General features: G+C 61.1%; 19 protein-coding genes and 1 tRNA gene. 6 read left to right on the forward strand and 14 right to left on the reverse strand.

Annotation, left to right across the window (positions count from 1 at the left end):
- Positions 1 to 5: 5 nt before the first annotated feature.
- Positions 6 to 704, forward strand: a complete 699-nt coding sequence (gene rpiA / locus QRX40_RS01520) for a ribose-5-phosphate isomerase RpiA (RefSeq protein ID WP_029678040.1) — start codon at positions 6 to 8, stop codon at positions 702 to 704.
- An 86-nt stretch (positions 705 to 790) separates the two neighbouring features.
- Here the strand turns inward: rpiA and QRX40_RS01525 are convergent, their stop codons facing one another.
- Both QRX40_RS01525 and QRX40_RS01530 read right to left on the reverse strand, forming a co-directional pair.
- Positions 791 to 880 (reverse strand): 30S ribosomal protein bS22, encoded by a 90-nt coding sequence (locus QRX40_RS01525; protein WP_004268639.1) that lies wholly within the window; start codon positions 878 to 880, stop codon positions 791 to 793.
- Positions 881 to 947: 67 nt separating this feature from the next.
- Positions 948 to 1,598, reverse strand: a complete 651-nt coding sequence (locus QRX40_RS01530; protein ID WP_313835833.1) for a hypothetical protein — start codon at positions 1,596 to 1,598, stop codon at positions 948 to 950.
- Positions 1,599 to 1,688: 90 nt separating this feature from the next.
- Here QRX40_RS01530 and radA point away from each other — a divergent pair, with 90 nt between their 5' ends.
- From radA to QRX40_RS01550, 4 genes are all read left to right on the forward strand, one after another.
- On the forward strand, positions 1,689 to 3,095 hold the full coding sequence (radA, locus tag QRX40_RS01535; protein ID WP_313835835.1) for a DNA repair protein RadA: 1,407 nt from the start codon (positions 1,689 to 1,691) through the stop codon (positions 3,093 to 3,095).
- A 123-nt stretch (positions 3,096 to 3,218) separates the two neighbouring features.
- On the forward strand, positions 3,219 to 4,082 hold the full coding sequence (locus QRX40_RS01540; protein WP_313835837.1) for an ABC transporter substrate-binding protein: 864 nt from the start codon (positions 3,219 to 3,221) through the stop codon (positions 4,080 to 4,082).
- Between the two features lie 25 nt (positions 4,083 to 4,107).
- A complete protein-coding gene (locus tag QRX40_RS01545) occupies positions 4,108 to 4,965 on the forward strand; it encodes an amino acid ABC transporter permease (protein ID WP_045924795.1) in 858 nt (285 codons plus the stop codon).
- Positions 4,962 to 5,729 (forward strand): amino acid ABC transporter ATP-binding protein, encoded by a 768-nt coding sequence (locus tag QRX40_RS01550; protein WP_313835839.1) that lies wholly within the window; start codon positions 4,962 to 4,964, stop codon positions 5,727 to 5,729. The genes QRX40_RS01545 and QRX40_RS01550 overlap by 4 nt, the downstream gene beginning before the upstream one ends.
- Positions 5,730 to 5,750: 21 nt before the next feature.
- Here the strand turns inward: QRX40_RS01550 and QRX40_RS01555 are convergent, their stop codons facing one another.
- From QRX40_RS01555 to nusA, 5 genes are all read right to left on the reverse strand, one after another.
- The gene (locus QRX40_RS01555) at positions 5,751 to 6,884 is read right to left on the reverse strand and encodes a riboflavin kinase (protein WP_313835840.1); all 1,134 of its coding nucleotides are present in this window, start codon (positions 6,882 to 6,884) and stop codon (positions 5,751 to 5,753) included.
- Positions 6,885 to 7,003: 119 nt separating this feature from the next.
- Positions 7,004 to 8,062 (reverse strand): tRNA pseudouridine(55) synthase TruB, encoded by a 1,059-nt coding sequence (truB, locus tag QRX40_RS01560; RefSeq protein ID WP_313835842.1) that lies wholly within the window; start codon positions 8,060 to 8,062, stop codon positions 7,004 to 7,006.
- On the reverse strand, positions 8,046 to 8,549 hold the full coding sequence (rbfA, locus tag QRX40_RS01565; RefSeq protein ID WP_045925129.1) for a 30S ribosome-binding factor RbfA: 504 nt from the start codon (positions 8,547 to 8,549) through the stop codon (positions 8,046 to 8,048). The genes truB and rbfA overlap by 17 nt, the downstream gene beginning before the upstream one ends.
- Before the next feature lie 129 nt (positions 8,550 to 8,678).
- Entirely contained in the window at positions 8,679 to 11,447 is a 2,769-nt protein-coding gene (gene infB / locus QRX40_RS01570) for a translation initiation factor IF-2 (RefSeq protein WP_313835843.1), read from the reverse strand.
- 183 nt (positions 11,448 to 11,630) lie between these two features.
- Positions 11,631 to 12,689, reverse strand: coding sequence for a transcription termination factor NusA (nusA, locus tag QRX40_RS01575; protein ID WP_313835844.1), 1,059 nt, complete (start codon positions 12,687 to 12,689; stop codon positions 11,631 to 11,633).
- Positions 12,690 to 12,829: 140 nt separating this feature from the next.
- Between nusA and QRX40_RS01580 the strand changes: the two genes are divergently transcribed.
- Positions 12,830 to 13,642, forward strand: a complete 813-nt coding sequence (locus tag QRX40_RS01580) for a hypothetical protein (RefSeq protein WP_313835846.1) — start codon at positions 12,830 to 12,832, stop codon at positions 13,640 to 13,642.
- A 439-nt stretch (positions 13,643 to 14,081) separates the two neighbouring features.
- Here QRX40_RS01580 and yicI read toward each other — a convergent pair whose 3' ends face one another.
- From yicI to QRX40_RS01615, 7 genes are all read right to left on the reverse strand, one after another.
- Positions 14,082 to 16,502 carry an alpha-xylosidase gene (gene yicI, locus QRX40_RS01585; protein ID WP_313835848.1) on the reverse strand — a complete coding sequence of 807 codons (2,421 nt, stop codon included), beginning with the start codon at positions 16,500 to 16,502 and terminating at the stop codon, positions 14,082 to 14,084.
- A 1-nt stretch (position 16,503) separates the two neighbouring features.
- Entirely contained in the window at positions 16,504 to 17,361 is an 858-nt protein-coding gene (locus QRX40_RS01590; RefSeq protein WP_024626772.1) for a carbohydrate ABC transporter permease, read from the reverse strand.
- A gap of 4 nt (positions 17,362 to 17,365) precedes the next feature.
- Positions 17,366 to 18,334, reverse strand: coding sequence for a carbohydrate ABC transporter permease (locus QRX40_RS01595; protein WP_045924803.1), 969 nt, complete (start codon positions 18,332 to 18,334; stop codon positions 17,366 to 17,368).
- 113 nt (positions 18,335 to 18,447) lie between these two features.
- Complete coding sequence (locus tag QRX40_RS01600; RefSeq protein ID WP_313835851.1) at positions 18,448 to 19,740, reverse strand: extracellular solute-binding protein; 1,293 nt, start codon at positions 19,738 to 19,740, stop codon at positions 18,448 to 18,450.
- Positions 19,741 to 19,944: 204 nt separating this feature from the next.
- The gene (locus tag QRX40_RS01605; RefSeq protein ID WP_306221283.1) at positions 19,945 to 20,973 is read right to left on the reverse strand and encodes a LacI family DNA-binding transcriptional regulator; all 1,029 of its coding nucleotides are present in this window, start codon (positions 20,971 to 20,973) and stop codon (positions 19,945 to 19,947) included.
- Positions 20,974 to 21,084: 111 nt separating this feature from the next.
- Positions 21,085 to 21,170, reverse strand: a tRNA-Ser gene (locus tag QRX40_RS01610).
- Between the two features lie 108 nt (positions 21,171 to 21,278).
- On the reverse strand, positions 21,279 to 22,241 hold the full coding sequence (locus tag QRX40_RS01615; RefSeq protein WP_313835854.1) for a tRNA pseudouridine synthase A: 963 nt from the start codon (positions 22,239 to 22,241) through the stop codon (positions 21,279 to 21,281).
- Positions 22,242 to 22,306 lie beyond the last annotated feature (65 nt).

Here is a 22,306-nt window from a genome sequence, read left to right on the forward strand (position 1 = left end):
CGTCTATGGACAAGACCGAGCAGGACAGACTGAAGAAGGCCGCCGGCATCGAGGCAGCCAAGCTGGTCGAGAACGGCATGACCGCCGGGCTGGGCACCGGATCCACGGTTCGGTTCTTCGTGGATGAGCTTGGACGACGCGTCAAGGAAGAGGGCCTGGAGTTCACCGGCGTGACCACCTCTCGGCGTACCAAGGAGCAGGCTGAAGGCTACGGAATCCGTATCGTCGACATCGACCAGGTGGACCACATCGACGTCACCATCGACGGTGCCGACGAGGTCGACAAGGACTTCAACGGCATCAAGGGCGGCGGCGCAGCCCTGCTCTGGGAGAAGATCGTAGCCGTCAACTCTCGAAGGATCGTCTGGATCGTGGACGAGTCCAAGGTGGTCGACACCATCGGCCGCTTCCCCCTGCCGGTGGAGGTCATCCCCTTCGGCGAGCGCCACGTCCTGGACCGCTTCAAGGAGCGCGGCTATAACCCGGTACTGCGGCTGGACGGCCAGGGACAGCCGGTCCTGACCGACGAGCACAACCACATCATCGACCTGCATCTGGATCGGATTGAGCACCCTCAGGATCTGGCTCAGGACCTGATCACTACCGTGGGCGTCGTGGAACACGGTCTCTTCCTCAACATGGTTGACACAGTCATCGTGGGCGACCCCAATGGTCCCAGGGTCATGACCAACGCCAACAAGTGAAAAATAGACGGATATACACGAAGCCCCCCGCGTCCAATCGATGCGGGGGGCTTCGTCGGCCCTAGCGGGCCATAAGCCATAAAGAGCTACTTGCGCTGGTGACGAGTCTTGCGCAGCAGTTTGCGGTGCTTCTTCTTGCTCATCCGCTTGCGGCGCTTCTTGATGACAGAACCCATCCGAGCCTCCGATCCTTAGTTACCTGGAAGTGTCCAACTTGCTTATCGTACACCGCTTGGGGGACGATCAGAGCGGGAAGGCCTTATAGAAAGCCTCCAGCGCCGTCCGCTGACCCTGAGCGCGTAAGACCACCGTGTCGTTCTGCCAGATGACCAGCGCCTTGTGCTCGTCGTCACCATCCGCCTTCTCCAGGTAGGATCCGGTGACCGTGCCGCCGCTGCGAACCTTGCCCGAGGCCAGCTCCTTGCCGGACATGCCTGTGGACTGGCTGTCGTAGAGGGCCTTGGCATCCTCGCTCCTGGACCACTGGGCCAGGTGGAGGGTCACGTCCCCGCCCGATCTGCCGGTGGAGTAGACCAGGCTGTACTCCTCTATAGGCGTACGGGTGCTCCACTCGCTGTCGGAATCAGCCTTGACTCGGGCGAAGCCGCCCACTGTGTCAGGCATGGCCTTGAGCAGCTCCGAGGCCGAGTCCGGCAGGGGCGCCGCCGTGGCCTTTGGACTGGCCTGGGAGGGACGGGAAGAAGCGGAGGTCTGAGCCTGTGCGTCTGGTTGTTGGCTGCGCACCGCCCAGTGCGGCCATACGAAGGCCGACAGGAGCACCAGAACCACTACCGCAGCCAGGGCGATGACCACGCCTATACGTCGACGGCGTTGCCGGGCATGCGCAGAGGAATCGGGCGAAGAGGACAGGGGTGCAGAAGGATTGTCAGCCATGCCTCCATTCTCTCATGGGAGGGGTGTCGGCACTGCGAAGATGACGTGAAAGCCCGGGCCCTCGTCCCTGAATCCCGATAGCGTGCAGGTATGGCCAAGACGACGACGCAATACGTGTGCACGGAGTGCGGATGGACCGGCGGCAAGTGGTTCGGACGCTGCCCGGAATGCGGCCAGTGGGGAACCATCGAAGAGTTCCACGAAGCCCGCGTGGGTGCAGGAGGGGGCTTGTCCTCCTCAGGAGGCAGCCATACGGCGCCTGCGCCTCCAAAGACCGGCCTGGCCCGGCCCATCACCAGGGTGGGCACGGACCAGGTCAAGCGCATCCCCACAGGATTCGAGGAGTTCGACCGAGTGCTGGGCGGAGGCATCGTACCCGGGTCGGTCATCCTCCTTGCCGGCGAGCCGGGAATAGGCAAGTCCACCCTCCTGCTGGAGACAGCCGGCCGCGTAGCCGGCCGGGGCGGCCAGGGAGGCAAGGTGCTCTACCTGTCGGGCGAGGAGTCCCAGGCCCAGGTGCGGATGCGGGCTAGCCGGGTGGGGGCCCTCAAGGACTCGCTGCTGCTGGCTTCCACAACCGACCTGGCCACGGTGCTGGGGCTGATCGAGCGTGAGAAGCCGGCGCTGGCCATTGTGGACTCCGCCCAGACCATCGTCTCCAACCAGGTTGACGGCATTTCCGGAGGCTCCACACAGGTGCGTGAGGTGGCCATCAGCCTGATCGACATGGCCAAGTCGCACGACATCCCCATCCTCCTGGTCGGCCACGTGACCAAGGACGGCTCCATAGCCGGGCCGCGGACCCTGGAGCATCTGGTCGATGTGGTCTGCCAGTTCGAGGGCGACTCCCAGACCGCCCTGCGCCTGCTGAGGGCCGTCAAGAACCGGTTCGGCCCCACCGACGAGGTGGGCTGCTTCGACATGGGCGAACAGGGCATCGAGGAGGTCAGCGATCCCACCGGGCTCTTCCTGTCCACGGCCGGGCAGGAGGTGGAGGGCACCTGTGTGACCTTCACCTTGGACGGCCACCGCAGCCTGCCCATCGAGATCCAGGCACTGGTCACCTCCTCGGTTCTGCCCACGCCCAGACGCAACACCAACGGGATCGATGCCAACCGCCTGGCCATGCTGGCTGCTGTGCTCTACCGTCACGGCCGGGTCAACCTGCTGACAAGGGACCTGTATGTGTCCACCATCGCCGGCGGGCTGGCCAAGGAGCCCGGATGCGACCTGGCCATTGTGGCCGCCCTGGCCAGTGCAGCCAAGTCCCGGCCCATCCTGCGCACGACCTGTGCCATGGGCGAGATATCGCTGACCGGGCAGGTCAGGCCTGTGCCTCAGCTCAACCACCGGCTGCAGGAGGCCGCCCGTCTGGGATTTACGCGAGCGCTGGTCCCGCCCGACCGGCATTCAAGAGGCCGCAAGCCCATTCAGGGACTGGAAGTGGTCGAGGTCACCTATCTGTCCGAGGCCCTGGAGGCCTTGGGACTGGTCTGAGCCAGCGGCCGCTGGTCCCCTATCGCACCCTATGGCGCTCACCTGCCGACTCGTTAACCTGCCGGACTAGGATGGAGTCGCCGGAAGACCGACACCCATCATCATCGCGAGGAGCAGATCAGCATGACCATCTTCACCCGGAAAACCATACGCAGGCTGACGGCGGCCGCACTCACGACAGTCACGCTCATGGCCGGCGCGGCCTGTGGCTCCTCATCGAGCAATAGCGGGCAGTCAGCAGACAAGCAGGACATCACCCAGCAGACCATCAAACCCGGCACCCTGACCATTGCCACCGGAGATCCGGCCTACGCCCCATACGTGCAGGACAACAAGCCCGAATCCGGCAAGGGCTACGAGGCGGCCGTGGCCTACGCTGTGGCAGAGAAAATGGGCTTCGACAAGGCGCACGTCACTTGGACCCGGACCACCTTTGATGCCGCCATCGCCCCGGGCAGCAAGGACTACGACCTGAACATCCAGCAGTTCTCCATCACCTCGGAGCGTCGGCAGGCTGTGGACTTCACGCCCAGCTATTACAACTCCACCCAGTCGCTGGTCGTCAGAAAAAACTCTCCGTATGCTTCCGCCACCTCCCTTGCCCAGATCAAGGACGCCAAGATAGGAGCCATGGTCGGCTCTACCTCCTACGAGATGGCTCACAAACTGGTCAAGCCTGACATCGACACCTTCAACGACGACGTGGCTTCGTCCCAGGCCTTGGATGCCAATCAGATCGACGCGCTGGTCGTGGACACCCCGTCAGCCGTGACCATGGTCGATTCCGGACAGGTCAAGAACGCCAAAATCCTCGGGCAGATCAAGGGCTCTCAGGACCCGGAGGGCATGGGCATAGTCCTGCCCAAGGGCTCCAAGCTGACCCCTGCCGCTTCCAAGGCTGTCACGGCCCTGAAGAAGGATGGAACCTTGGACAAGCTGCAGAAGCAGTGGCTGCACGTCTACACCTCCCTGCCCATGCTGGGCTGAGAGAAGAAAGGAAACCTTGTCGTTCATGGCCACCTCGGCACAGGACGCGGTCAGCGATATCCAACGGGAACGGGAACGCTACGGGCGTCGACAGAATCTGCGCTCTGTGGCGATCAGCATCGCCAGCACGCTGGTGTTGGCCCTGCTGATCGCCCTGGGTCTGCACGCCTCACCTGGCTGGCCCCGGGTCAAGCAGTCGTTTTTCTCCGGTGCCTACTTCGCCCAAGCCTTCCCCAAGGTCCTCCAGGGGCTCTGGCTCAATCTGGAGGTCCTCTTCTTTGCAGTCATCGGCGTGGCACTGCTGGGCACCCTGCTGGCCATGATCCGCACCAGCCGGAACCCGCTGCTCTTCCCCCTGCGGGTGCTGGCCCAGGTCTACACCACGATCATGAGAGGCATCCCCATGATCGTGGTTCTCTACCTGATCGGCTTCGGCATTCCCGGGCTGGCCATCTTCAACCGGATTCCGGCAGCCCTGCTGGGCACTGTGGCGATCATCCTCTCCTATTCGGCCTACATCGCCGAGGTGCTGAGGGCAGGATTCCAGGACGTCGGCCCCTCCCAGAGGGCGTCGGCACGCTCACTTGGCCTGACCTCGGGGCAGACCATGCGTCTGGTCGTCATCCCCCAGGCCCTGCGCAAGGTGGCTCCGGCACTGATGAACGACTTCATCTCCATGCAGAAGGACGTGGGACTGATCTCGGTTCTAGGGGCTGTGGACGCGGTCAGAGCGGCCCAGATCATCGTGGCCACCTCCTACAACTTCACTCCATACGTGGTGGCCTCGGTGCTCTTCATCGCCACCTCGGTCCCCTTCATTCTTCTCAACGACTGGTATTCCAACCGGCTGCGCAAGCGCGAACAGAGCGGAGGCATGGTATGAGCGAACAGGCAGGCGCCGAACAGAACCAGCCGGTGCTCCGTCTGGAGAATGTTCGAAAGACCTACCCTGGTGGCAACAAGGTCCTGCGCGGCATCTCCATGACCATCATGCCCCATGAGACCGTGGCCCTGCTGGGCCCATCCGGGTCGGGCAAGTCCACCTTGATGAAGTGCATCAACCTGCTGGAGACTGTCAACGACGGAAGGATCTGGCTGGGCGGCACCGACATCACCGATCCGCGGATCAACCAGGATGCCTGCCGAGCCAGAATCGGCGTGGTCTTCCAGCAGTTCAACCTCTTCCCCCACATGAACGTCCTGAAAAACGTGACCCTGGGGGCCGTCAAGGTTCATGGCATGCCCAAGGAAGAAGCCAGAGAGCGGGCCCTGGAACTGCTGGACCGGATCGGCATGAGGAAGAAAGCCGGAGCATACCCCGACCAGCTCTCCGGCGGCCAGCAGCAGCGGGTGGCCATCGCCCGAGCTCTGATGACCGACCCGGAACTGCTCCTGCTGGATGAGATCACCTCAGCCCTGGATCCCATGCTGGTGGGCGAGGTCCTGGCTATGGTCTCCGAGCTGACTGCCGGAGGCACCACCATCCTCATGGCCACCCACGAAATGAGTTTCGCCCATCATGCAGCCAACCGGGTGGTTCTGCTGCTGGACGGTGTCATCGCCGAGAACGGAACGCCGCAAGAGGTCATGGACGAGTCCGAGAATCCTCGCACCAGGGAGTTCTTCAGTCACTTCCGAGGGCTGTGAGCTCCCAGATTCCTGCAGTCTTCAGTTGGCGGAAAACGCTCTTTCTGCCGCCTTGGTCAGCCCCATGGTGCGATCGGCGTCCAAGGCCAGCTGTTGTTTGAGGGGGTCCTCGCCCGCATACCGCTTCTGACCGCGCAGACGGCTGAGAAACTCCACGCGAACCCGGTGGCCGTACAGGTCCACCCAATCCGGCCGCACGGCGTTGGCTTCCAGAACTTGTGGCATATGCTCACCCGGGGCCAAGAAGGTCTCCTTGGTGCCGATGGAGATAGCGGCAGGCATCCGCCAGGGCGATCCCTGAGCCAGCCGACCCTCACGGCCCTCCGGCGTGGCCATGGGATCCATAGGCAGTCCCAGGTCAACCAGCCAGCCCGCATAGACACCATCCGCGGGCATCATCCCCTGGCTGTCGGACGCAAGATTGGCAGTCGGAAATCCCAAGCGGCGTCCCCGCTGCTCCCCATGGACCACTGTGCCTTGAACCATGTGAGGCCGACCCAGAATATCCAAGGCCGTATCCACGTCACCGTCCTGGATCAGTTGCCGAAGGTGGGTACTGCTCCAAGCCCTGACCTGATGTCGCTCCAGGCCGTCAGCGTCAGGCAGCGTGCAGTCGCCGGGGCCCTGGTCGTCCACGACTTCCAGGTTGAACAGTCCGGTGTCTGCCAGGGCGCCGATGGCTCCGATGTCGCCGCTTCGCCCTGCGCCCATTCGCGCATCACGGCCCAAGACCAGGGTTCGCATGGCCAGCCGTTCGGTAAGCTGCTTGAGGAAGAACCGATAGGATTTGGCCGCAAAGGCCAGTGTGTATCGCACCACCACAACCTGTTCCAGCCCCAGCTGGGCCATGAGCCGCAAGCGCTCCTCCATCGGCATGATCTGATCAGGGTCATGGCGAATCAGATCCGAGGGCGGTTCAACCATGTCATGGCTGTCGGCGTAGCTGTGGACCAGTTTGGGACTGGGGTCGAAGACCAGGGCCATGGGCCGATCCTGGCCCTTGGCCGCGAGCTCGACCACCCGGCGCAGGAGGGCCTGATGACCCCGATGCATGCCATCGAAGACACCGATGGTGACCACACTGGACCGGGCCCCCAAGGTTCCCGGCCAACTGACAATGCCCGACTCATCCGGGCTGACCTGGCTGACCTTCATCCGCTTCCCATCACTTAGTCATGGCGGCCCCCGAACCCGGGCGCCGAAAATTCCTTAAGCACTGTATGCCCACCGTCGCACCCTGGCAAGACCCTGGGGCTCAACCCGAGCCTGCACACTCAGGACTCGGGGTGGAAGACCACATCCGGTTTGGCCCCGCCTCGTGTACTGGGCACTAGGATAGCAGCCAGACGCTGCCTGCCCTCAGGTCCGGCCAGGGCAGCCGTGGGCCCAGCAACCGGCAGATCCAGGAATCCACCATTGGCCACTCTGGCAGCCTGGCCGGCATCCAGGTTCAGAGCGGGCATGGTCATGCGTGCTGCCTGCGCCAGGTCAAGCGAGCCATCCAAGATCGCCTGCCGGTCGCGGTCCAGGACCATACGACTGCGGACAACCGTCTGACCTTGTCGGTTCCGGTATGTGTGAGGAACCACATGACCGCCCGCAACCGTAGACGCCAGGCCGGGATTCTCCAAGTCAAAGGGACCCACGCGAATCCGTCTCAAAGCAGTCAAGTGGCCGCCCAGATCCAGCTGCTCGCCCAGATCGCGAGCCAGGGCCCGGATGTAGGTGCCGCTGGAGCAGGTAACCTCCACATCCGCATCAACCACTATGGTGCCCTGGTCGGGCAGATCCACACGGCGAAAGTCGAGCAGACGGAAGGATGCAATCCGTATGCGTCTGGGCTCCAGCTTGACCTCCTGGCCTGCGCGAGCCAGGTCATAGGCCCGCCTGCCCTTGACCTTGATGGCGGAGAAGGCATCCGGCACCTGGTCGATCCAGCCGGTGAAGCAGCGATCAATCAAATCCTGCAGACCCTGGGCTGTCAGCTCGTCCACCCTCTGCGCAGCTCCAGGACGCACCGGCAGCAGATTCCCGTCTGCGTCGTCCGTAGTGGTGCCCAGCCCCAGGCGCATGGTGGCGCGGTAGGTTTTGTCATGGCCGACGATGACCGTCAGCAGCCGCGTGGCCTGTCCGAATCCAATGACCAGCAGACCGGTGGCCATGGGATCCAGGGTGCCAGCGTGGCCTACGCGGCGCATGCCGAGGCTGGACCGGACGGCTGCCACCACGTCATGGCTGGTCACACCGCTCGGCTTGTCAACAAGGATGATGCCCGAGGTCGGTTCACCAGCACCGGACTTTATACCGTCCGACGGCTCAGCGGTCGGCCTCATCCGTATCCTCTGCCGCAGGTTCGTCAGGGGCGGAGCCCGACCCATCGGACTCTTCCTCGTCGTCATGCCGGTACGGGTCGGGGTCGCCGGCATAGCTGGCATTGACCCGGGCCTTGGCCATGGCCTCGTCCCGGTGACGGGCCGCAGTCAGCACATCCTCGATCTCGGTCGCCTCGGCAGGCACCTCGTCGTAGATGAAGCGCAGCGTAGGCGTCAGCCGGAGACCGGCCCGGGCGCCGACCAGGGTGCGCAGCCTGCCGGAGGCCTGCCGCAGGGCCTGCTGGGCGCGCTTGCGTTCCCCGGCCTCATGACCGGACCGACCCAGCTGGGTCCAGTAGATCTTGGCTATCTGCAGGTCGTTGGTGACCCGAACCTCAGTGACGGTGACCCCTGCCAGGCGCTTGTCGTGCATCTGGGACTCCAGCGCAGAGGCCACGACCCGTTGTATCAGGGCCGCTATGCGTACAGCGCGGGGATTTCCAGCCATCATGATTCCTTTCTCGAACCGTCTGCGACTAATCGTCGCATTCATGGACATCCGCCCCGGCCAGGGAGTACCCGGACCGGGGCGGATCGCCACAAACCCTCCGACGCACAGTCGGATGGCCGACAGGCTCTACTTGCGTTCCACTTCCTGCATCTCGTAGGTCTCGATGATATCGCCGACCTCGATGTCGTTGAAGGAGCCCAGGTTGATGCCAGCCTCATAGCCTTCGGACACCTCGTTGACATCGTCCTTGAACCGGCGCAGGGAGGAGATCTCCAGGTCGTTGATGGTGACCACCCCATTGCGGGCGATGCGAGCCTTGGTGCCCCGCTTGACGGTGCCGTCCTGGACCATGACGCCCGCGATGTTGCCGAACTTGGAGGAACGGAAGATCTCGCGGATCTCGGAGTGGGAGGTGGTGACCTCCTCGTACTCCGGCTTGAGCATGCCCTTCAGCGCCGCCTCGATGTCCTCGATGGCGTTGTAGATGACCGAGTAGTACTTGATCTCCACACCCTCGCGGTCGGCCAGATCCTGGACCTGCCGGTTGGGCCGGACGTTGAAGCCGATGATGACGGCCTTGTCGACCGTGGCCAGGTTGACGTCGTTCTGGGTAATGGCGCCCACGCCCCGGTGGATGACCTGGATACCGACCTCGTCGGATACCTCGATCTTCATCAGGGAGTCCTCCAGGGCCTCGACCGAGCCGGAGGAATCGCCCTTGATGACGATGTTGAGCATGTCCACCTCGGACTTGGCGAACTGCTCCTTCAGGCTCTCCAGGGAGACCACCTTGCGGCGCTTGGCCAGCTGAGCGGCACGGGCCGAAGCCTCGCGCTTCTCGGCGATCTGACGAGCGGTGCGATCGTCGGGCGCGACCAGGAAGAGGTCGCCGGCGGTGGGCACCGAGGTGAGCCCCAGCACCTGCACGGGCGTGGACGGGCCTGCGGCATCCATCTGCCTACCGTTCTCGTCCAGCATGGCGCGCACACGGCCATAGGCCGATCCAGCGACGATGGCATCGCCCACATGCAGGGTCCCCTGCTGGACCAGCACAGTGGCCACAGCTCCACGGCCCTTGTCCAAGCGGGCCTCGACCGTGGCGCCGCGAGCGTCCATGTCGGGGTTGGCCCGAAGGTCAAGATCGGCGTCGGCAGTCAGCAGGACGGCCTCCAGGAGCTTGTCTACGTTGGTGCCCAGCTTGGCGGAGATGTCGACGAACATGGTGTCGCCGCCATACTCTTCGGATACCAGGCCGAACTCGGTCAGCTGACCGCGCACCTTCTGGGGATTGGCTCCCTCGACGTCGATCTTGTTGACAGCCACCACGATGGGCACATGGGCGGCCTGGGCGTGGTTGATGGCCTCCACGGTCTGCGGCATGACGCCGTCGTCCGCGGCCACCACCAGGACAGCCACATCCGTCAGCTCGGCACCACGGGCACGCATGGCCGTAAAGGCCTCGTGACCAGGGGTGTCCAGGAAGGTGATCTTGCGATTCTCTCCGTCCAGGGTGACCGTGGCCTGGTAGGCTCCGATGCGCTGGGTGATGCCACCAGCCTCCTGGGTGGTCGTGTTGGTCTTGCGGATGGTGTCCAGCAGCCGGGTCTTGCCGTGGTCGACATGGCCCATGACCGTAACCACCGGAGGCCTGGGCTGCAGGTTCTTGTCATCCTGGTCCTCGCGTTCTTCGTCCAGGTTGATGTCGAACTGCTGAAGGAGCTCCTTGTCCTCCTCCTCGGCGGAGACGATGCGAATCTTCCATCCGATCTCGTCGCCCAGAATCTGGAAGGTTGCCTCATCCAGGGACTGGGTGGCCGTAGCCATCTCGCCCAGGTGGAAGAGCACCGTGACCAGGGCAGCGGGGTTGACGTTGATCTTGTCAGCCAGGTCGGCCAGGGTGGCGCCCTGGCGCAGCTTGACGGTACGCCCATTGCCAGCGGGGATACGCACGCCGCCGATGACGGGTGCCTTCATCTCCTGGAATTCATGCCTCTTGGCCATCCGGTTCTTGCGGGCCTTGGAGGACTTGCCTCCCTGGCGGCCAAAGGCTCCGGCAGCGCCGCCGCGACCACGACCGCCGCGACCTGAACCGCCGCGGAAGCCGCCTGAGGGTGCCGACGAAGCGCCGCCGAAACGGGTGCCGCCCTGATGCGTCTGCTGGCCTGGACGGTTATGGCCCCACTGGCCTGGACGGGCGCCCTGCCCGGAACGACCGCCACGACCGTTGCGGAATCCGCCCCGGCCCCTGCGGGAGTCGTTGACGGTGGGCCTGGCCATAGGATGCGGCCTGGGGATGTCCGAAGGCATGGGAGCCTTCATCCCCTGCTTGCGGCTGAAAGGATTGTTGCCTGGACGAGGCGTGGATGCTCCCGGCCGTGCACCATGACGCGCTGCTGCAGCGTTGGATCCGCCGGGACGACCGTTGTTGCGCGACCCCTGGGGTCCGGGCCTGCCCATGGCTGAAGGCTTGGGCCCACGGGACTGGTTGCGCTGCTCATGCTCATGGCGGTTGCCCTGGGGGGCACCGGGCTTAGGGAAGTGGCCACCGGGACGCTGCTGACCCCGTGGCGCGTCGCCACCGGCCGAAGGCCGATGGTCCTGTCCGGGCTTGGGCCCAGGCGTGGACTGGTGGGTGCCGCCGGACTGCGGGCGGCCATGCTGACCCTGGCCGCTTCCATGATTAGGGCTGCCTGGCCGGGCATTTCGTGCAGCGGCCTGGCCAGCGTCGCCCTGTCCCTTCTGAGGGAAAGCGTTCTTGAGTCGACGAACCACAGGGGCCTCGACCGTGGAGGATGCGGATTTGACGAACTCGCCCATGTCCTTCAATTTCGCCAGAACAGTCTTGCTGTCTACGCCAAATTCCTTGGCCAGCTCATACACGCGTGCTTTGGGCACTTACTTTCTCCTTACCGGACCGCGCATATGACCGGCGCGATCACTCTTTGATGACGGCGAACATATCCTGTCTCATCGTGCGACCATGATCGTGTTACCTCGTCTCTGTGCCGGGGCCGACGGCATGAACCACCGGACTCGGGATACCGGATCCAGCATACTCGTGTCGTCGGATGTTTGCTCTCAGGCGTCTTCACCAGCAGCCGAAGCCGATTGCGCCTGCAGCTCACGCAATTTTTGCTGGTGGGCCTCCTCGGATTCGATGCCGATCTTCCATCCGGTCAGCTTGGCGGCCAGACGGGCATTCTGTCCCTCTTTGCCAATGGCCAGGGAAAGCTGGGCGTCCTTGATGAAGGCAATGGCGGTGCGGTTGGACTCGCTGACGATCTGCACCTGGCGAACTACGGCCGGGGACAGGGCCGCCGCCACGAATTCGGCGGGATCCTTGGACCAGTCCACAATGTCGATCTTCTCAGGTCCCAGATTCTCCATGACGGCACGCACGCGAGCGCCAGCCGGACCGATCAGCGCACCCTTGGGATTGACCCCCTTGGTGTTGGCGCGGACCGCGATCTTGGTTCTGGCCCCGGCCTCACGGGCAATGGCCATGATGGAGACTGCACCGGAGACCAGCTCGGGCACCTCCCGCTCAAAGAGGCGGCGAACCAGCTCCGGGTGGGAACGCGACACGATGATTTCCGGCCCCTTGAGCCCACGGGAGACATTGACCACGTAGACGCGGATCCGCTGGCCGTGCCGGTAATGCTCTCCAGGCACCTGCTCGCGGCGGGGCAGAATGGCCTCGACATTGTCCACGGCCACATGCACATTGCCGGGATCGCTGGCATCCTGCTGTACAACCCCAGTGATCAGATGGCCCTTCTGGCCCGAGAAAGCTCCGAAGACACGCTCGTCATCAGCCTGACGGAAGAGCTGGCGGATGACCTGACGGGCTGTGGAGGCTGCCAGCCGATCGAAATCCTTCGGTGTGTCGTCGTATTCCTCGCCCAGGTCATATCCCGGTTCAGGCCCTTCTGGCGTGGGCTCGCGAGCGATCTCGTCCTGTGCCCAAATGGTAAAAGTCCCCGCACGTTCGTCCAGCTCCACCCGTGCGTGCTTGGCTGCGTGAGGCGACTTCTGGTAGGCCAGAAGAAGAGCCTCGCTCAGTGCTTGATCCAAGGTCTCGGCATCAATCCCTTGTTCGTGTGCCAGCTGATGAATTTCAGCCAGGTCCAGTTCCATGTCAAGACCTCCTATGAAGTTATTCAGACCGCGCTTCTTTTAGTCTGCAATGCCTACTATTCTAGCCTTTCATGCAGACACAGCCGGTTCCTGAATACCACGGGTGGGCGAGTCGTCGGCCAGCGATCCTGGCACGACGGATGAGGACCGGCATCGCAGTACTTCTGCTGGCCGTCACCATTTCAGGATGCGCACCCTCGGCGGTGCACATCAGCCAGCACGACCCCGACAACCTCCGCCCCACCGCCTGCGAACAGGCATGGACGCGGGCCCGGCAATCGGAACGGCTTCAAAAAGATCAGCCAGACAGCCGAGCCCAAGCTTGGGTTCAAGCGGCTCGCGAGTGCCCTGCTCGCCTGGACGAAGCTACGGTACACGCAGCCCAGGCTTTGGCGACTTCCCAGAGCGGGCAGGCTGATCGTCGAACAGCTACGTTGAGGCTGGTCCAGGCTGCACAGCGGCTGGATCCGCTGGCCAAGGCGCTGCCCGCCGAATTAGCTGATCAGGCCATCACCGGCGAAGACCGTTCCGGATTCGAACTCTCGGTCCTTGCGGCCCGCAAGACGGATGCTGCATGGATGCTGACCCTAGCCGATGCGCACACTGCAGCTGCGCAGATCCTGGTCGGCCAGGCCAAGCACGATCCCAGGCAGGGGGTCTATCCCACCACTGATCTGCTGGCGCACCCCGACGAGTGCACCGATCCCGCCAACGGCATACAGGCCCCTACCCCGGCCTTGATCGAGATGGATACGGCACGGACCCTTCTGGCCGTGGGGAGAAAATTGAACGGCTCCCCAGGCTTTACACGAACTGAGGCCAGCCAGAACGCGAAAAGCCGCCAAGAGGCCACATCGGCCCTGGTCGACATGATCGTAGCCCACATATCCATGGCCATGAACCTCGGCTACCCGGCCACATCGTCAGCCCTGCTGCAGGCGCCAAAGCACTGACGTCCAGGACGGACCCTTCAACCACAGGCTGCTCTGATCACACTCTCAGGTTTCCTCATCCGCAAAGACGAGCAAACCCTAAACCCTGCCAATGCGTGCTCAACACCTGATCGATCATGAAGATCAATCGCCGAACACAGCAAATGAACGTTCACTTACTGCAGTTTTCACGAAACGTTGCGGGTGGCATTACCGGTTCAGGTGGTGATATTATAGAACGTGTTCCACAGGAGCATTCCCTAGGAACGCGGGGGGTATGAACCCGTGCAATGCAGAAGGTGACCCGGTGCTGACCACCACATCGCCTTCTGCATTGGACGGTCTTTTTATCGGCTCAGCATCAACGCCCGCAGCCACGCCAGACTACCTGCGGTATTGCGCAAGCATTTGACCCAGTCGGCAAACCCACATCGAGCCGAAAGGATGCTGCCGCCCTTGTTCAATCAGCTGACAGAACCAGACGCCCGTTCCGAGAAGGCTTCCCCTCACCCATCCCCAGGCAACCGGTGAATTCCCGACCGTCCGAGGAAGTGATGGTTACTGTGCTTCCTGAGCGTTCCGCCTGGAAAACCAGGCTGCTTCCATCTTCCTCGGTCACCGTCGCACTGGCTCTTCCATCGTGAGCCAGGAAGACCGAGACCGTAGAATCGGTTCCATAAGCATATTCAGTTGATTCCTGTCCCTGGCGGGTGACCAAAACAGTCCCGTCGCGCACCCAGAGCGGAACCGTATCGAAGCCATGCTTTTCATGCATCCACTGGCCGGACTGTCGGCAGTCCACCTGGCGGCCGGTGAACCAATCCGTCCATACCCCCTTGGGCAGGTAGTATTCCACATCACCCGTGTAGGAGAAGACCGGCGCCACCAACAGCGACGGCCCCAGCATATACTGGCGGTCGCAATCCAGCGCCGTCCTGTCGTCAGGGAACTCCATGAACATGGAACGCATGACCGGGAGGCCGCGCTCGTGTGCACCAAGTCCGACCTGGTACAGGTAGGGCATCATGGATATCTTCAACCTGGTGAACTTTCGCAGCACGCTCACTGCGGTCTGCTCAGGAGGATTGACCACTCCCCTGCGCTGATCCTCCTCATCGAAGAGCCAGGGGACCCGGTAGACAGTGGAACCGTGCAACCTGGAGTGAGAGGAGAGCAGGCCGAACGCTATCCAGCGTTTGTAAACGGCAGGGTCGGGTCTTGCTCCTTCAAAACCGCCGATATCGTGGCTCCAGAAACCGAAACCGGAACTTACCAGCGACAGGCCGGCCCGCAGGGTCTGCGCCATGCCGTTGAAGGTGGATTCGCAGTCGCCGCCCCAGTGGACAGGCTGCTGCTGGCCTCCCACCGTGGCCGATCGGGCATACAGGCAAGCCTGCCCCTTTCCGTACACTTCTTCGATGGCCTTGAAGACGGTCTGATTGTACAGTTGCGTATACCAGTTATGCATGCTCGCAGGATCCGAGCCGTCGAACCAGACCACATCGGCAGGGATGCGCTCACCGAAATCGGTCTTGATGGCATCCACTCCTTGCTTGAGGAGATGCTTGACCTGCTCTTTGAACCACTTGCAAGCGTCCAGATTAGTGAAATCCACCAACCCCATGCCGGCCTGCCAAAGATCGGTTTGCCATATGTCTCCATTGGGCTTGCGAACCAGGTAGCCCTGGTCTGCAGCCTGGTCAAAGAGGGCGCTTTCCTGCCCGATATACGGATTGATCCAGGCGCAGACATGCAGCCCCTTCTCGCGGTGGAGGCGTCCCAGGGTCCCCTCTATATCAGGGAAGAAGCGTCGATCCCATTGGAAGTCGGTCCAGTGGAATTCCCTCATCCAATAGCAGTCGTAGTGAAAAACGCTCAGGGGAATATGCCGTCGAGCCATGCCATCGATCATGGATGTCACGGTCTTCTCGTCATATTTCGTGGTGAAGGATGTGGTCAGCCAGAGACCGTATGACCAGGCGGGGACCTTGGCCGGACGACCCACCAGAGCCGTGTATCGCTCCAGGATTCGTTCAGGATTCGGTCCGGCGATCAGATAGAAGTCCAGAACTTCGCCGGGTACGCTGAACTGGACGGTCTCGGTGTTCTCCGTGGCCACCTCGAAGGAGACATGCCCGCGGTTGTTGACCAGAACACCGTAGCCCTTGCTGGTCATATAGAAGGGAATGTCCTTATAGCCTTGCTCGCTGGCTGTGCCGCCATCTTCGTTCCAGATGTCTATGCTCTGCCCGTTCTTCAAATATGGGCCGAACCTTTCGCCAAAGCCGTAGACCCTTTCCCCGACTGACAAGCCAAGTTGAATGGCAGTGAAGACCGGAGACTCATCATAGGCCCTGGCCGTGGGCGCTACGCCGAACTCCCCCACCGGTTGCGTACTTACGGCAGCGTCGGGAGCCAAAGCGAACCTTGCCAGAGACTTGCCCCTGGCATGGGTGAGCTCCTTGCCCTCGCAGGCAAAAGCCATGTCGAAGACGGGCCCCTTGGTCATGGTCAGGCTCAGGTTGCCCGATGTCAGAGTCACCGAAGCCCCGTCTTCTCCGACCTCGCCGTCGCCAGCACCTTGAGCGCTGGCCTTGACGAATCCGGAATCCGGATCCTGCTCGTGAACAGGGAAGCCCGGACAGGTTCCGGCACCCTTCCAATGGGTTGCCTGCACCCGGATGATCCCTTCAGCCGGCGAGGTGGCATGGATCCGAAAGGTCGGCAGATTCAGGGTGTCGGCCCGGCCGGTCACGACCCTGGTCGTAGCCAGGACATCGATGCTCCTCCCATCTGGCCCTACCGACAATTCATAGGGAGAACGTGCGTAGAGAGCCTCGACGCCGGGCCGGGTCAGCCAATATCCATTGGTGAACTTCATGTTATTTCACAGCTCCTGTAGTAATGCCCTTGGAAAGGGTCCTTTGGAAGATCAGATAGAAGATCAGCGTGGGCACAATGCTGATCAGTGAGGCCGCAGCCGTGGTGGTCACATCCATCAGCCTGTCTCCAGTCAACGACGCTATGGCAATGGGCACCGTCTGCTTGGAATTGTCAATCAGGAAGGCCATGGGAATCATGTACTCATTCCAGGTCCAGATGAAGAAGAAGACCAGCATGACGCTCAGCGTCGGCTTGGAGATGGGGAAGACGATGTCTTTGAGAATTCTCCAACGGCTGGCCCCATCTATGGTGGCAGCTTCCAGAATGGCCTTGGGGAAGGTTCCGTAGACGCTGGACAGAAGATAGGTGCCGAATGCGCTCTGGATGACCGTGAATATGATGACGATCGACCATTGTGAGTTGTATAGGCCCATGGCCTTGAACATGATATAGAGCGGATAGAGCAGAGCTTCCTGCGGCATCATATTAGCCAGCATAATCAGCAGGACGATCCAGCGCCTGCCCTTGACGCGGCCGATGCCCAGAGCGAAGGAGTTCAGCACTGACAGCCCGACAGCCAGGAATGACACCAACGCACAAATCCATACGCTGTTCCAGACTTTCTGAGGGAATCGAACTCTGGTCCAGAATTTCACCAGTCCAACGGCGCTGAATTCGTGCGGCCAGGAAAGAGGACCTGAGGCGTTGTAGTCCGCCGTGGTTTTGAAGGCGTTCAGCAGAAGAACAAAAAACGGAAAGAGCATGATCAGTCCGCCGACGATCAGCAAGGCCAGGATCAGCCAATCTCCTGTTGTCCTATTTTTCCGTGCTTTGGGAATCTTGCTTACAGCTGTCATGATGCTACTCCTCGTCCTCTTGCTCGACCCGCTGCTGGACGTTGGTGAAAACGACAGAGATCACGATGATGACGATGGTCAGAGCCGTGGATATGGCGGCGCCATAGCCGACCTGTTGCGATTGGAAGAACTGTGTGTACGAATAGTATGAGGGCACAATGGTGCTGTCGCCCGGCCCTCCCTTAGTCAGCATGTACACCGGAGCGAAAACCTTCAAGGCTGCGATGGTGCAGGTCAGGGCCACCACGAAGATTTCCGGCTTGATTGCCGGCAGGGTAATGACTTTGAACCGCTGCCACCAGTTGGCCCCGTCCAGACTCGCTGCCTCGTAGAGCTCAGGATCGACACGCTGCAGACCGGACATGAATATGACCAGGGGATAACCCAGCTGGATCCAAATCATGATGATCATCAGGAATATCAAGGCGGTGTCGGGCGATCCCAGCCAGTTGTGCTGAAAACGTCCCAGCCCCATGCCTTTGAGTATGGCATTCAGAGCGCCGTTCTCGGGTCGGAAGATCCAGCCCATGACCAGCGCCGCCACCGAGATAGGCAGGAGCTGAGGGAAGTAGTAAACAGCGCGCATGGTTGAAGCGGTCTTGGCTCCGAACCGTTTTTGGACCACATCGAAGACCAGCGAGGCCAGAACCAGGCCGATCAGAATGGGGATGACGACCATGGCCACGATCATCCAGATGGAGTTGCGGAAAGAGGCCCAGAATGTAGCATCCCTGATCAGCCGCGACCAGTTGTCAATCCCGGTCCACCGCGGGGGCCGTATCCCCCGGTAGTTGGTAAAGCTCAAGTAGATGTTCCAGATTGCCGGCACGATGATGATCCATAAAAGAACCAACAACCCCGGTATCAGATACCACCAGAATCGATTTGAGGGATTGCCCGGTATCCTGGACATCCCACGTTCCTCATCGGTCTTGGCAGCGACCGGTGCAGGATTTGTACTTCGAGATCCCATTGTTCGTTTCTCCTCAGCCTGAAAATGTGCCTATCAGGGTCCGCTGCAGATGGCAGCGGAGCGGAGGCCGGCGGTTGCCTGATCAAGAGCGCACCCGCCGGCCTATGGTTTGACTACTTTTTCAGCCCCGATGTCTCGACGCCTTTGTCATACTTGCCCTGAAGCTCCGTAAGCACGGCCTTGGTGTCCTTGGTCCCGTTGACCAATTCCTGCAGACCCGCGTTGAGCTCGTCATAGAAGGTTGAGGTCGGCCAGTCCGGATAGTAGCCCAGACGATCATCCTTGATGACCTGGTTGAAACCGGCGATCAGCTCCTTGCTCTTGGGATCGTTTATCTGGGCAGGATCTGCTGCAATGGGCAATCCGCCGGAGTTGCCCATCAGGTTCTGATTCTCTTTGCTCAGCGTCATGTCGATGAACTTCGCTGCAGCGTCCTTTTTCTTGGAACGCTCGGGAATCACCCAGATGTTGCCCGATCCGCCGGGAATCTTCTTGGTCTCAGGGAAGAGGCTGACCTCCCAATTGACATTGGGGATGTCGCTTTGGAAACGTCCGAACCACCAAGAGCCCGAGAAGAGCATGGGGTAGGTTCCCTTCATGAAGTTCTGTCCGGCATCCTCGGCTTTGAGACCCGTCGAGTCTTTGCTGATGTACCCCTTGTTGACCCAGTCCTTGATGGTATCAGTGGCATAGGTCATGGCCGGGCCCTGCCAGTCCACCTTGCCGTCGTAGCGCTGATAGGCGTTGATCAAGCGCTGGTCGGCTTTTTGAAGGACCAACTGCCACCAGAGATGTTGGAGCGGGTATTCAGCCACACCCTCAGACAAGGCTGTGACGCCGTTGTCCTTGAACTTTTGCATGGCCTGCTCCAATTCGGACATGGTCTTGGGTATGGCGATGCCGTACTTGTCGAACATGTCCTTGTTGTAGTACATGATCACCTCCTCGCCATAGGTGGTGATGCCGTACCAGTCGCCGGATCCCATAACGCCCTTCTCGTCATAACGGCCCGGGACCGCCAAGGATCCAGTGATCTTCTTGTTCCATTGGTATTTCTTGACATAGTCGTTGAGGTTGGACAGCAGACCCTGGCTGGAAAGCAGACCCGCAGTGGCGTTGCCTTTGTTGTACTCCATCACATCCGGGGCGTCATCAGAGTTGAGGATCTGGCTGGCGTTTTGCCTGATTTGTTCGAAGGTCTTCTTCTCGAAGTTGACCTTGATGCCGGTCTTCTTCTGAAAATCAGCAATGGCCTGCTTCCAGGCCTTGCCCTGGGCGCCGTTATCCTCCTCGTAATACCAGATCTTGATGGAATCAGGATGCTCCTCTTGGGCGCTGTCACTGCCGCCGCATCCGGATAAGGCCATGATGCCCGCCAGACTTGCCACAGCCGTAACAGCTGCCATGATTCTCCGGGGAAACTTCATCGCTCCTCTTTTCCTAGCTTCATCGCTTGATGATTCTCCTTATTGGACAACCATTTGTTAATTTAATGATTTGACTATAATTGACATAGTATTTCGATGTTTTTCGATAACCTATGACGCTACCGAGACTCCGGTTTTCCGCCAATGTGGCAGCCTGGGCGCCACAGCGATCGCTTACGGTTCTCAGCTATGTGGCCGAACCGGGCCCACAGATCCCCTACGCTTATAGTCGGAACGGATCAGCTCCACTGTTCCCGGCTTTTTCCCGATGCCTTCCAAACACTCCATCAGCATGTCCACCCCGCGGGAACATGTTTCATGCGGCATCATGGGAATCTCATCAAGAGGACGCTCGAGAACGGAAGCATTGCCAAAAGTGCTTAAAGCCAGCATGGAAATATTCTTCGGGATCGAAAGCCCTCGTTTTGACAACGCAACAATGGTGTTGTTCATGTGGCTGATGCTGGTCTGGGCCATGATCGCCGTTATCTCAGGGTCCAACCGGAAAGCCTGATCGATCAATTGACTGACATGCCTGGCATCGTCGCCAGTGGAACACAGGAAAGTCGTCTTTATACCCAGCACCCGGGCCCTGTCTATGGCGGCCTTTTTGGTCCGAACCAGGAAATTGGAACCTTCCTCATAGGACTGACTGTTGGATCCGATCATGAGCATATGCCGATGGCCCATCCGATAGAACTCATCGACAGCACGTCGGCCCATGGCATGAAAATCCACGTCAACGGAAAGCAGTTTGGACGAATCTCTGGCATATCCAATGGAGACATAGGGCACCAAGGAGGTATGTGCCTGGGCTACCCGCGGATCTTCCATGGTCACATCCAAGAGGAGGACGCCATCGATCATGCCACTGTATGACATTCTCAGGAGTTCGTCCGTATCGTCCTCATCCATCAAAAGGACCACGTTGTAGTGGTAGTGTCTGGCCCTGGCAACTACGGCGAAGAAAAAGGTGGCGTAGTTCGAATAGTCGGTATAGGGATGCATTGGCGAGCTCAGCACGATCAGATGGGTTCTGCGGTCCCTTCGGAGCATGGCGGCTCCTGATCCGGGGTGGTAATCCAATTGCTGGACTGCCTTGAGAACCCTGATCTTCGTCGCGTCGCTTACCGGTCGCTTGCCCGAGAATACATAGGAAACAGTACTTATGGAAACCCCCGCCAGAGCGGCCACGTCCTTGATGCCGACCAAAGGACCTCCTTCAGCAGGAAGGCATGAGCCCTTTTATCGCAATCATGCACATGCCATCACCAGACAGTATACGAAAAAAGGCCCCGACCGTGGGGCCGGGACCAGTGGGGGCGGTTGAGGCGAGATTCGAACTCGCGGAGGGAGTTGCCCTCACACGCTTTCGAGGCGTGCTCCTTAGACCGCTCGGACACTCAACCATGGTCGTTGCCCGACACTGCCGAACAACAACTTTTCTATTATGCCACAGAGTCCCTACCAGGCAAGCGGCGTGGCGCAGGCAACGGTTACCATGAACAGGCAGAGGGTCACAGTGTACGGCGGGCTCGGATGGCCTGAGCCCGTTCAGCCAGCTGGTCATCAGGCGGGTAGGCCACATGCTCCAGGGTCAGACCCCGAGCATCTATGGGACCGGTGGAACCTTCGCGCAGGGGGTGGGCCACCTTGTCGGCAAACCATGGCACGGACCGGCGTCCCAGGCCCACCTGGATGCATGCTGCTACCAGTGAGCGAACCATATTATGGGCAAATGCGTCAGCGACGATCCGAAAGACGGTCAGCCCGGATTCCATGAAAGTAGGAAGGTACCCGACAACACTCTGGTCCGGAGCCGCACCGAACAGATTCACGGCCGGAACCAGATCCCAGTGTGCGGCCAGGACCTTGCGGATGGTCGTGCCGCCAGGGTTTGGCCTGGCGAAGGATCCGAAGTCATGCAAGCCGATACACGCTCTTGCGGCCTCGTTCATAGCTTGCAGATCCAGGCTCCCCTCCAGATCCAGCACATAGCCCCGCATGCGGGGATCCCCTGGCTGGCCCCCCTGGCTGACCCGGTACAGGTAGGTGCGTTCCATAGCAGAGAAGCGGGCGTCGAATCCCGCAGGGGCCAATCCGAGACCGAGCAGAACGATGTCGGCAGGCAGCAGGTGCCGGAGACGGCGTTCCAAGGCCACAACACCATTGACCTCCATATGGCCCCTGCAGGACTCGAGCACAACATCGGGAATGTCCAGGTGAGCCACCTGATGAGACGCATGGACCCCGGTGTCGGTCCTGCCAGCCACGACCAGTCTTGGTTCCCAGACGTCGTGGTTATGGGGAACGCCGCCTTGTGAGCTGCGGGCTCCAGTGATCAGAGACAGAGCCTGCTCAATGCAACCTTGGACCGTACGGAGCCCTGGCTGCCGGGCCCAGCCATGGAAGCCTCCACCGTCATAGGCCAGATCCATGCGCAGCCTGACAAGGGACATCTTCCCCTCCTGACCTTCCATCAAGACCTCCCTGGCAGCAACGACAAACGGGGCCGGAGAGCCATGCTCCCCGACCCCGTCATCGA

Source organism: Bifidobacterium sp. H6bp9 (genome assembly GCF_032193695.1).
Classification (GTDB): Bacteria; Actinomycetota; Actinomycetes; order Actinomycetales; family Bifidobacteriaceae; genus Bombiscardovia; species Bombiscardovia kimbladii.

What these genes read in the sequence shown, in the direction of transcription:
- rpiA (WP_029678040.1), top strand. Translation starts at nt 6, where the DNA reads ATGGACAAGACCGAGCAGGACAGACTGAAGAAGGCCGCCGGCATCGAG.
- QRX40_RS01525 (WP_004268639.1), bottom strand. Translation starts at nt 880, where the DNA reads ATGGGTTCTGTCATCAAGAAGCGCCGCAAGCGGATGAGCAAGAAGAAG.
- QRX40_RS01530 (WP_313835833.1), bottom strand. Translation starts at nt 1,598, where the DNA reads ATGGCTGACAATCCTTCTGCACCCCTGTCCTCTTCGCCCGATTCCTCT.
- radA (WP_313835835.1), top strand. Translation starts at nt 1,689, where the DNA reads ATGGCCAAGACGACGACGCAATACGTGTGCACGGAGTGCGGATGGACC.
- QRX40_RS01540 (WP_313835837.1), top strand. Translation starts at nt 3,219, where the DNA reads ATGACCATCTTCACCCGGAAAACCATACGCAGGCTGACGGCGGCCGCA.
- QRX40_RS01545 (WP_045924795.1), top strand. Translation starts at nt 4,108, where the DNA reads ATGGCCACCTCGGCACAGGACGCGGTCAGCGATATCCAACGGGAACGG.
- QRX40_RS01550 (WP_313835839.1), top strand. Translation starts at nt 4,962, where the DNA reads ATGAGCGAACAGGCAGGCGCCGAACAGAACCAGCCGGTGCTCCGTCTG.
- QRX40_RS01555 (WP_313835840.1), bottom strand. Translation starts at nt 6,884, where the DNA reads ATGAAGGTCAGCCAGGTCAGCCCGGATGAGTCGGGCATTGTCAGTTGG.
- truB (WP_313835842.1), bottom strand. Translation starts at nt 8,062, where the DNA reads ATGAGGCCGACCGCTGAGCCGTCGGACGGTATAAAGTCCGGTGCTGGT.
- rbfA (WP_045925129.1), bottom strand. Translation starts at nt 8,549, where the DNA reads ATGGCTGGAAATCCCCGCGCTGTACGCATAGCGGCCCTGATACAACGG.
- nusA (WP_313835844.1), bottom strand. Translation starts at nt 12,689, where the DNA reads ATGGAACTGGACCTGGCTGAAATTCATCAGCTGGCACACGAACAAGGG.
- QRX40_RS01580 (WP_313835846.1), top strand. Translation starts at nt 12,830, where the DNA reads ATGAGGACCGGCATCGCAGTACTTCTGCTGGCCGTCACCATTTCAGGA.
- yicI (WP_313835848.1), bottom strand. Translation starts at nt 16,502, where the DNA reads ATGAAGTTCACCAATGGATATTGGCTGACCCGGCCCGGCGTCGAGGCT.
- QRX40_RS01590 (WP_024626772.1), bottom strand. Translation starts at nt 17,361, where the DNA reads ATGACAGCTGTAAGCAAGATTCCCAAAGCACGGAAAAATAGGACAACA.
- QRX40_RS01595 (WP_045924803.1), bottom strand. Translation starts at nt 18,334, where the DNA reads ATGGGATCTCGAAGTACAAATCCTGCACCGGTCGCTGCCAAGACCGAT.
- QRX40_RS01600 (WP_313835851.1), bottom strand. Translation starts at nt 19,740, where the DNA reads ATGGCAGCTGTTACGGCTGTGGCAAGTCTGGCGGGCATCATGGCCTTA.
- QRX40_RS01615 (WP_313835854.1), bottom strand. Translation starts at nt 22,241, where the DNA reads ATGGAAGGTCAGGAGGGGAAGATGTCCCTTGTCAGGCTGCGCATGGAT.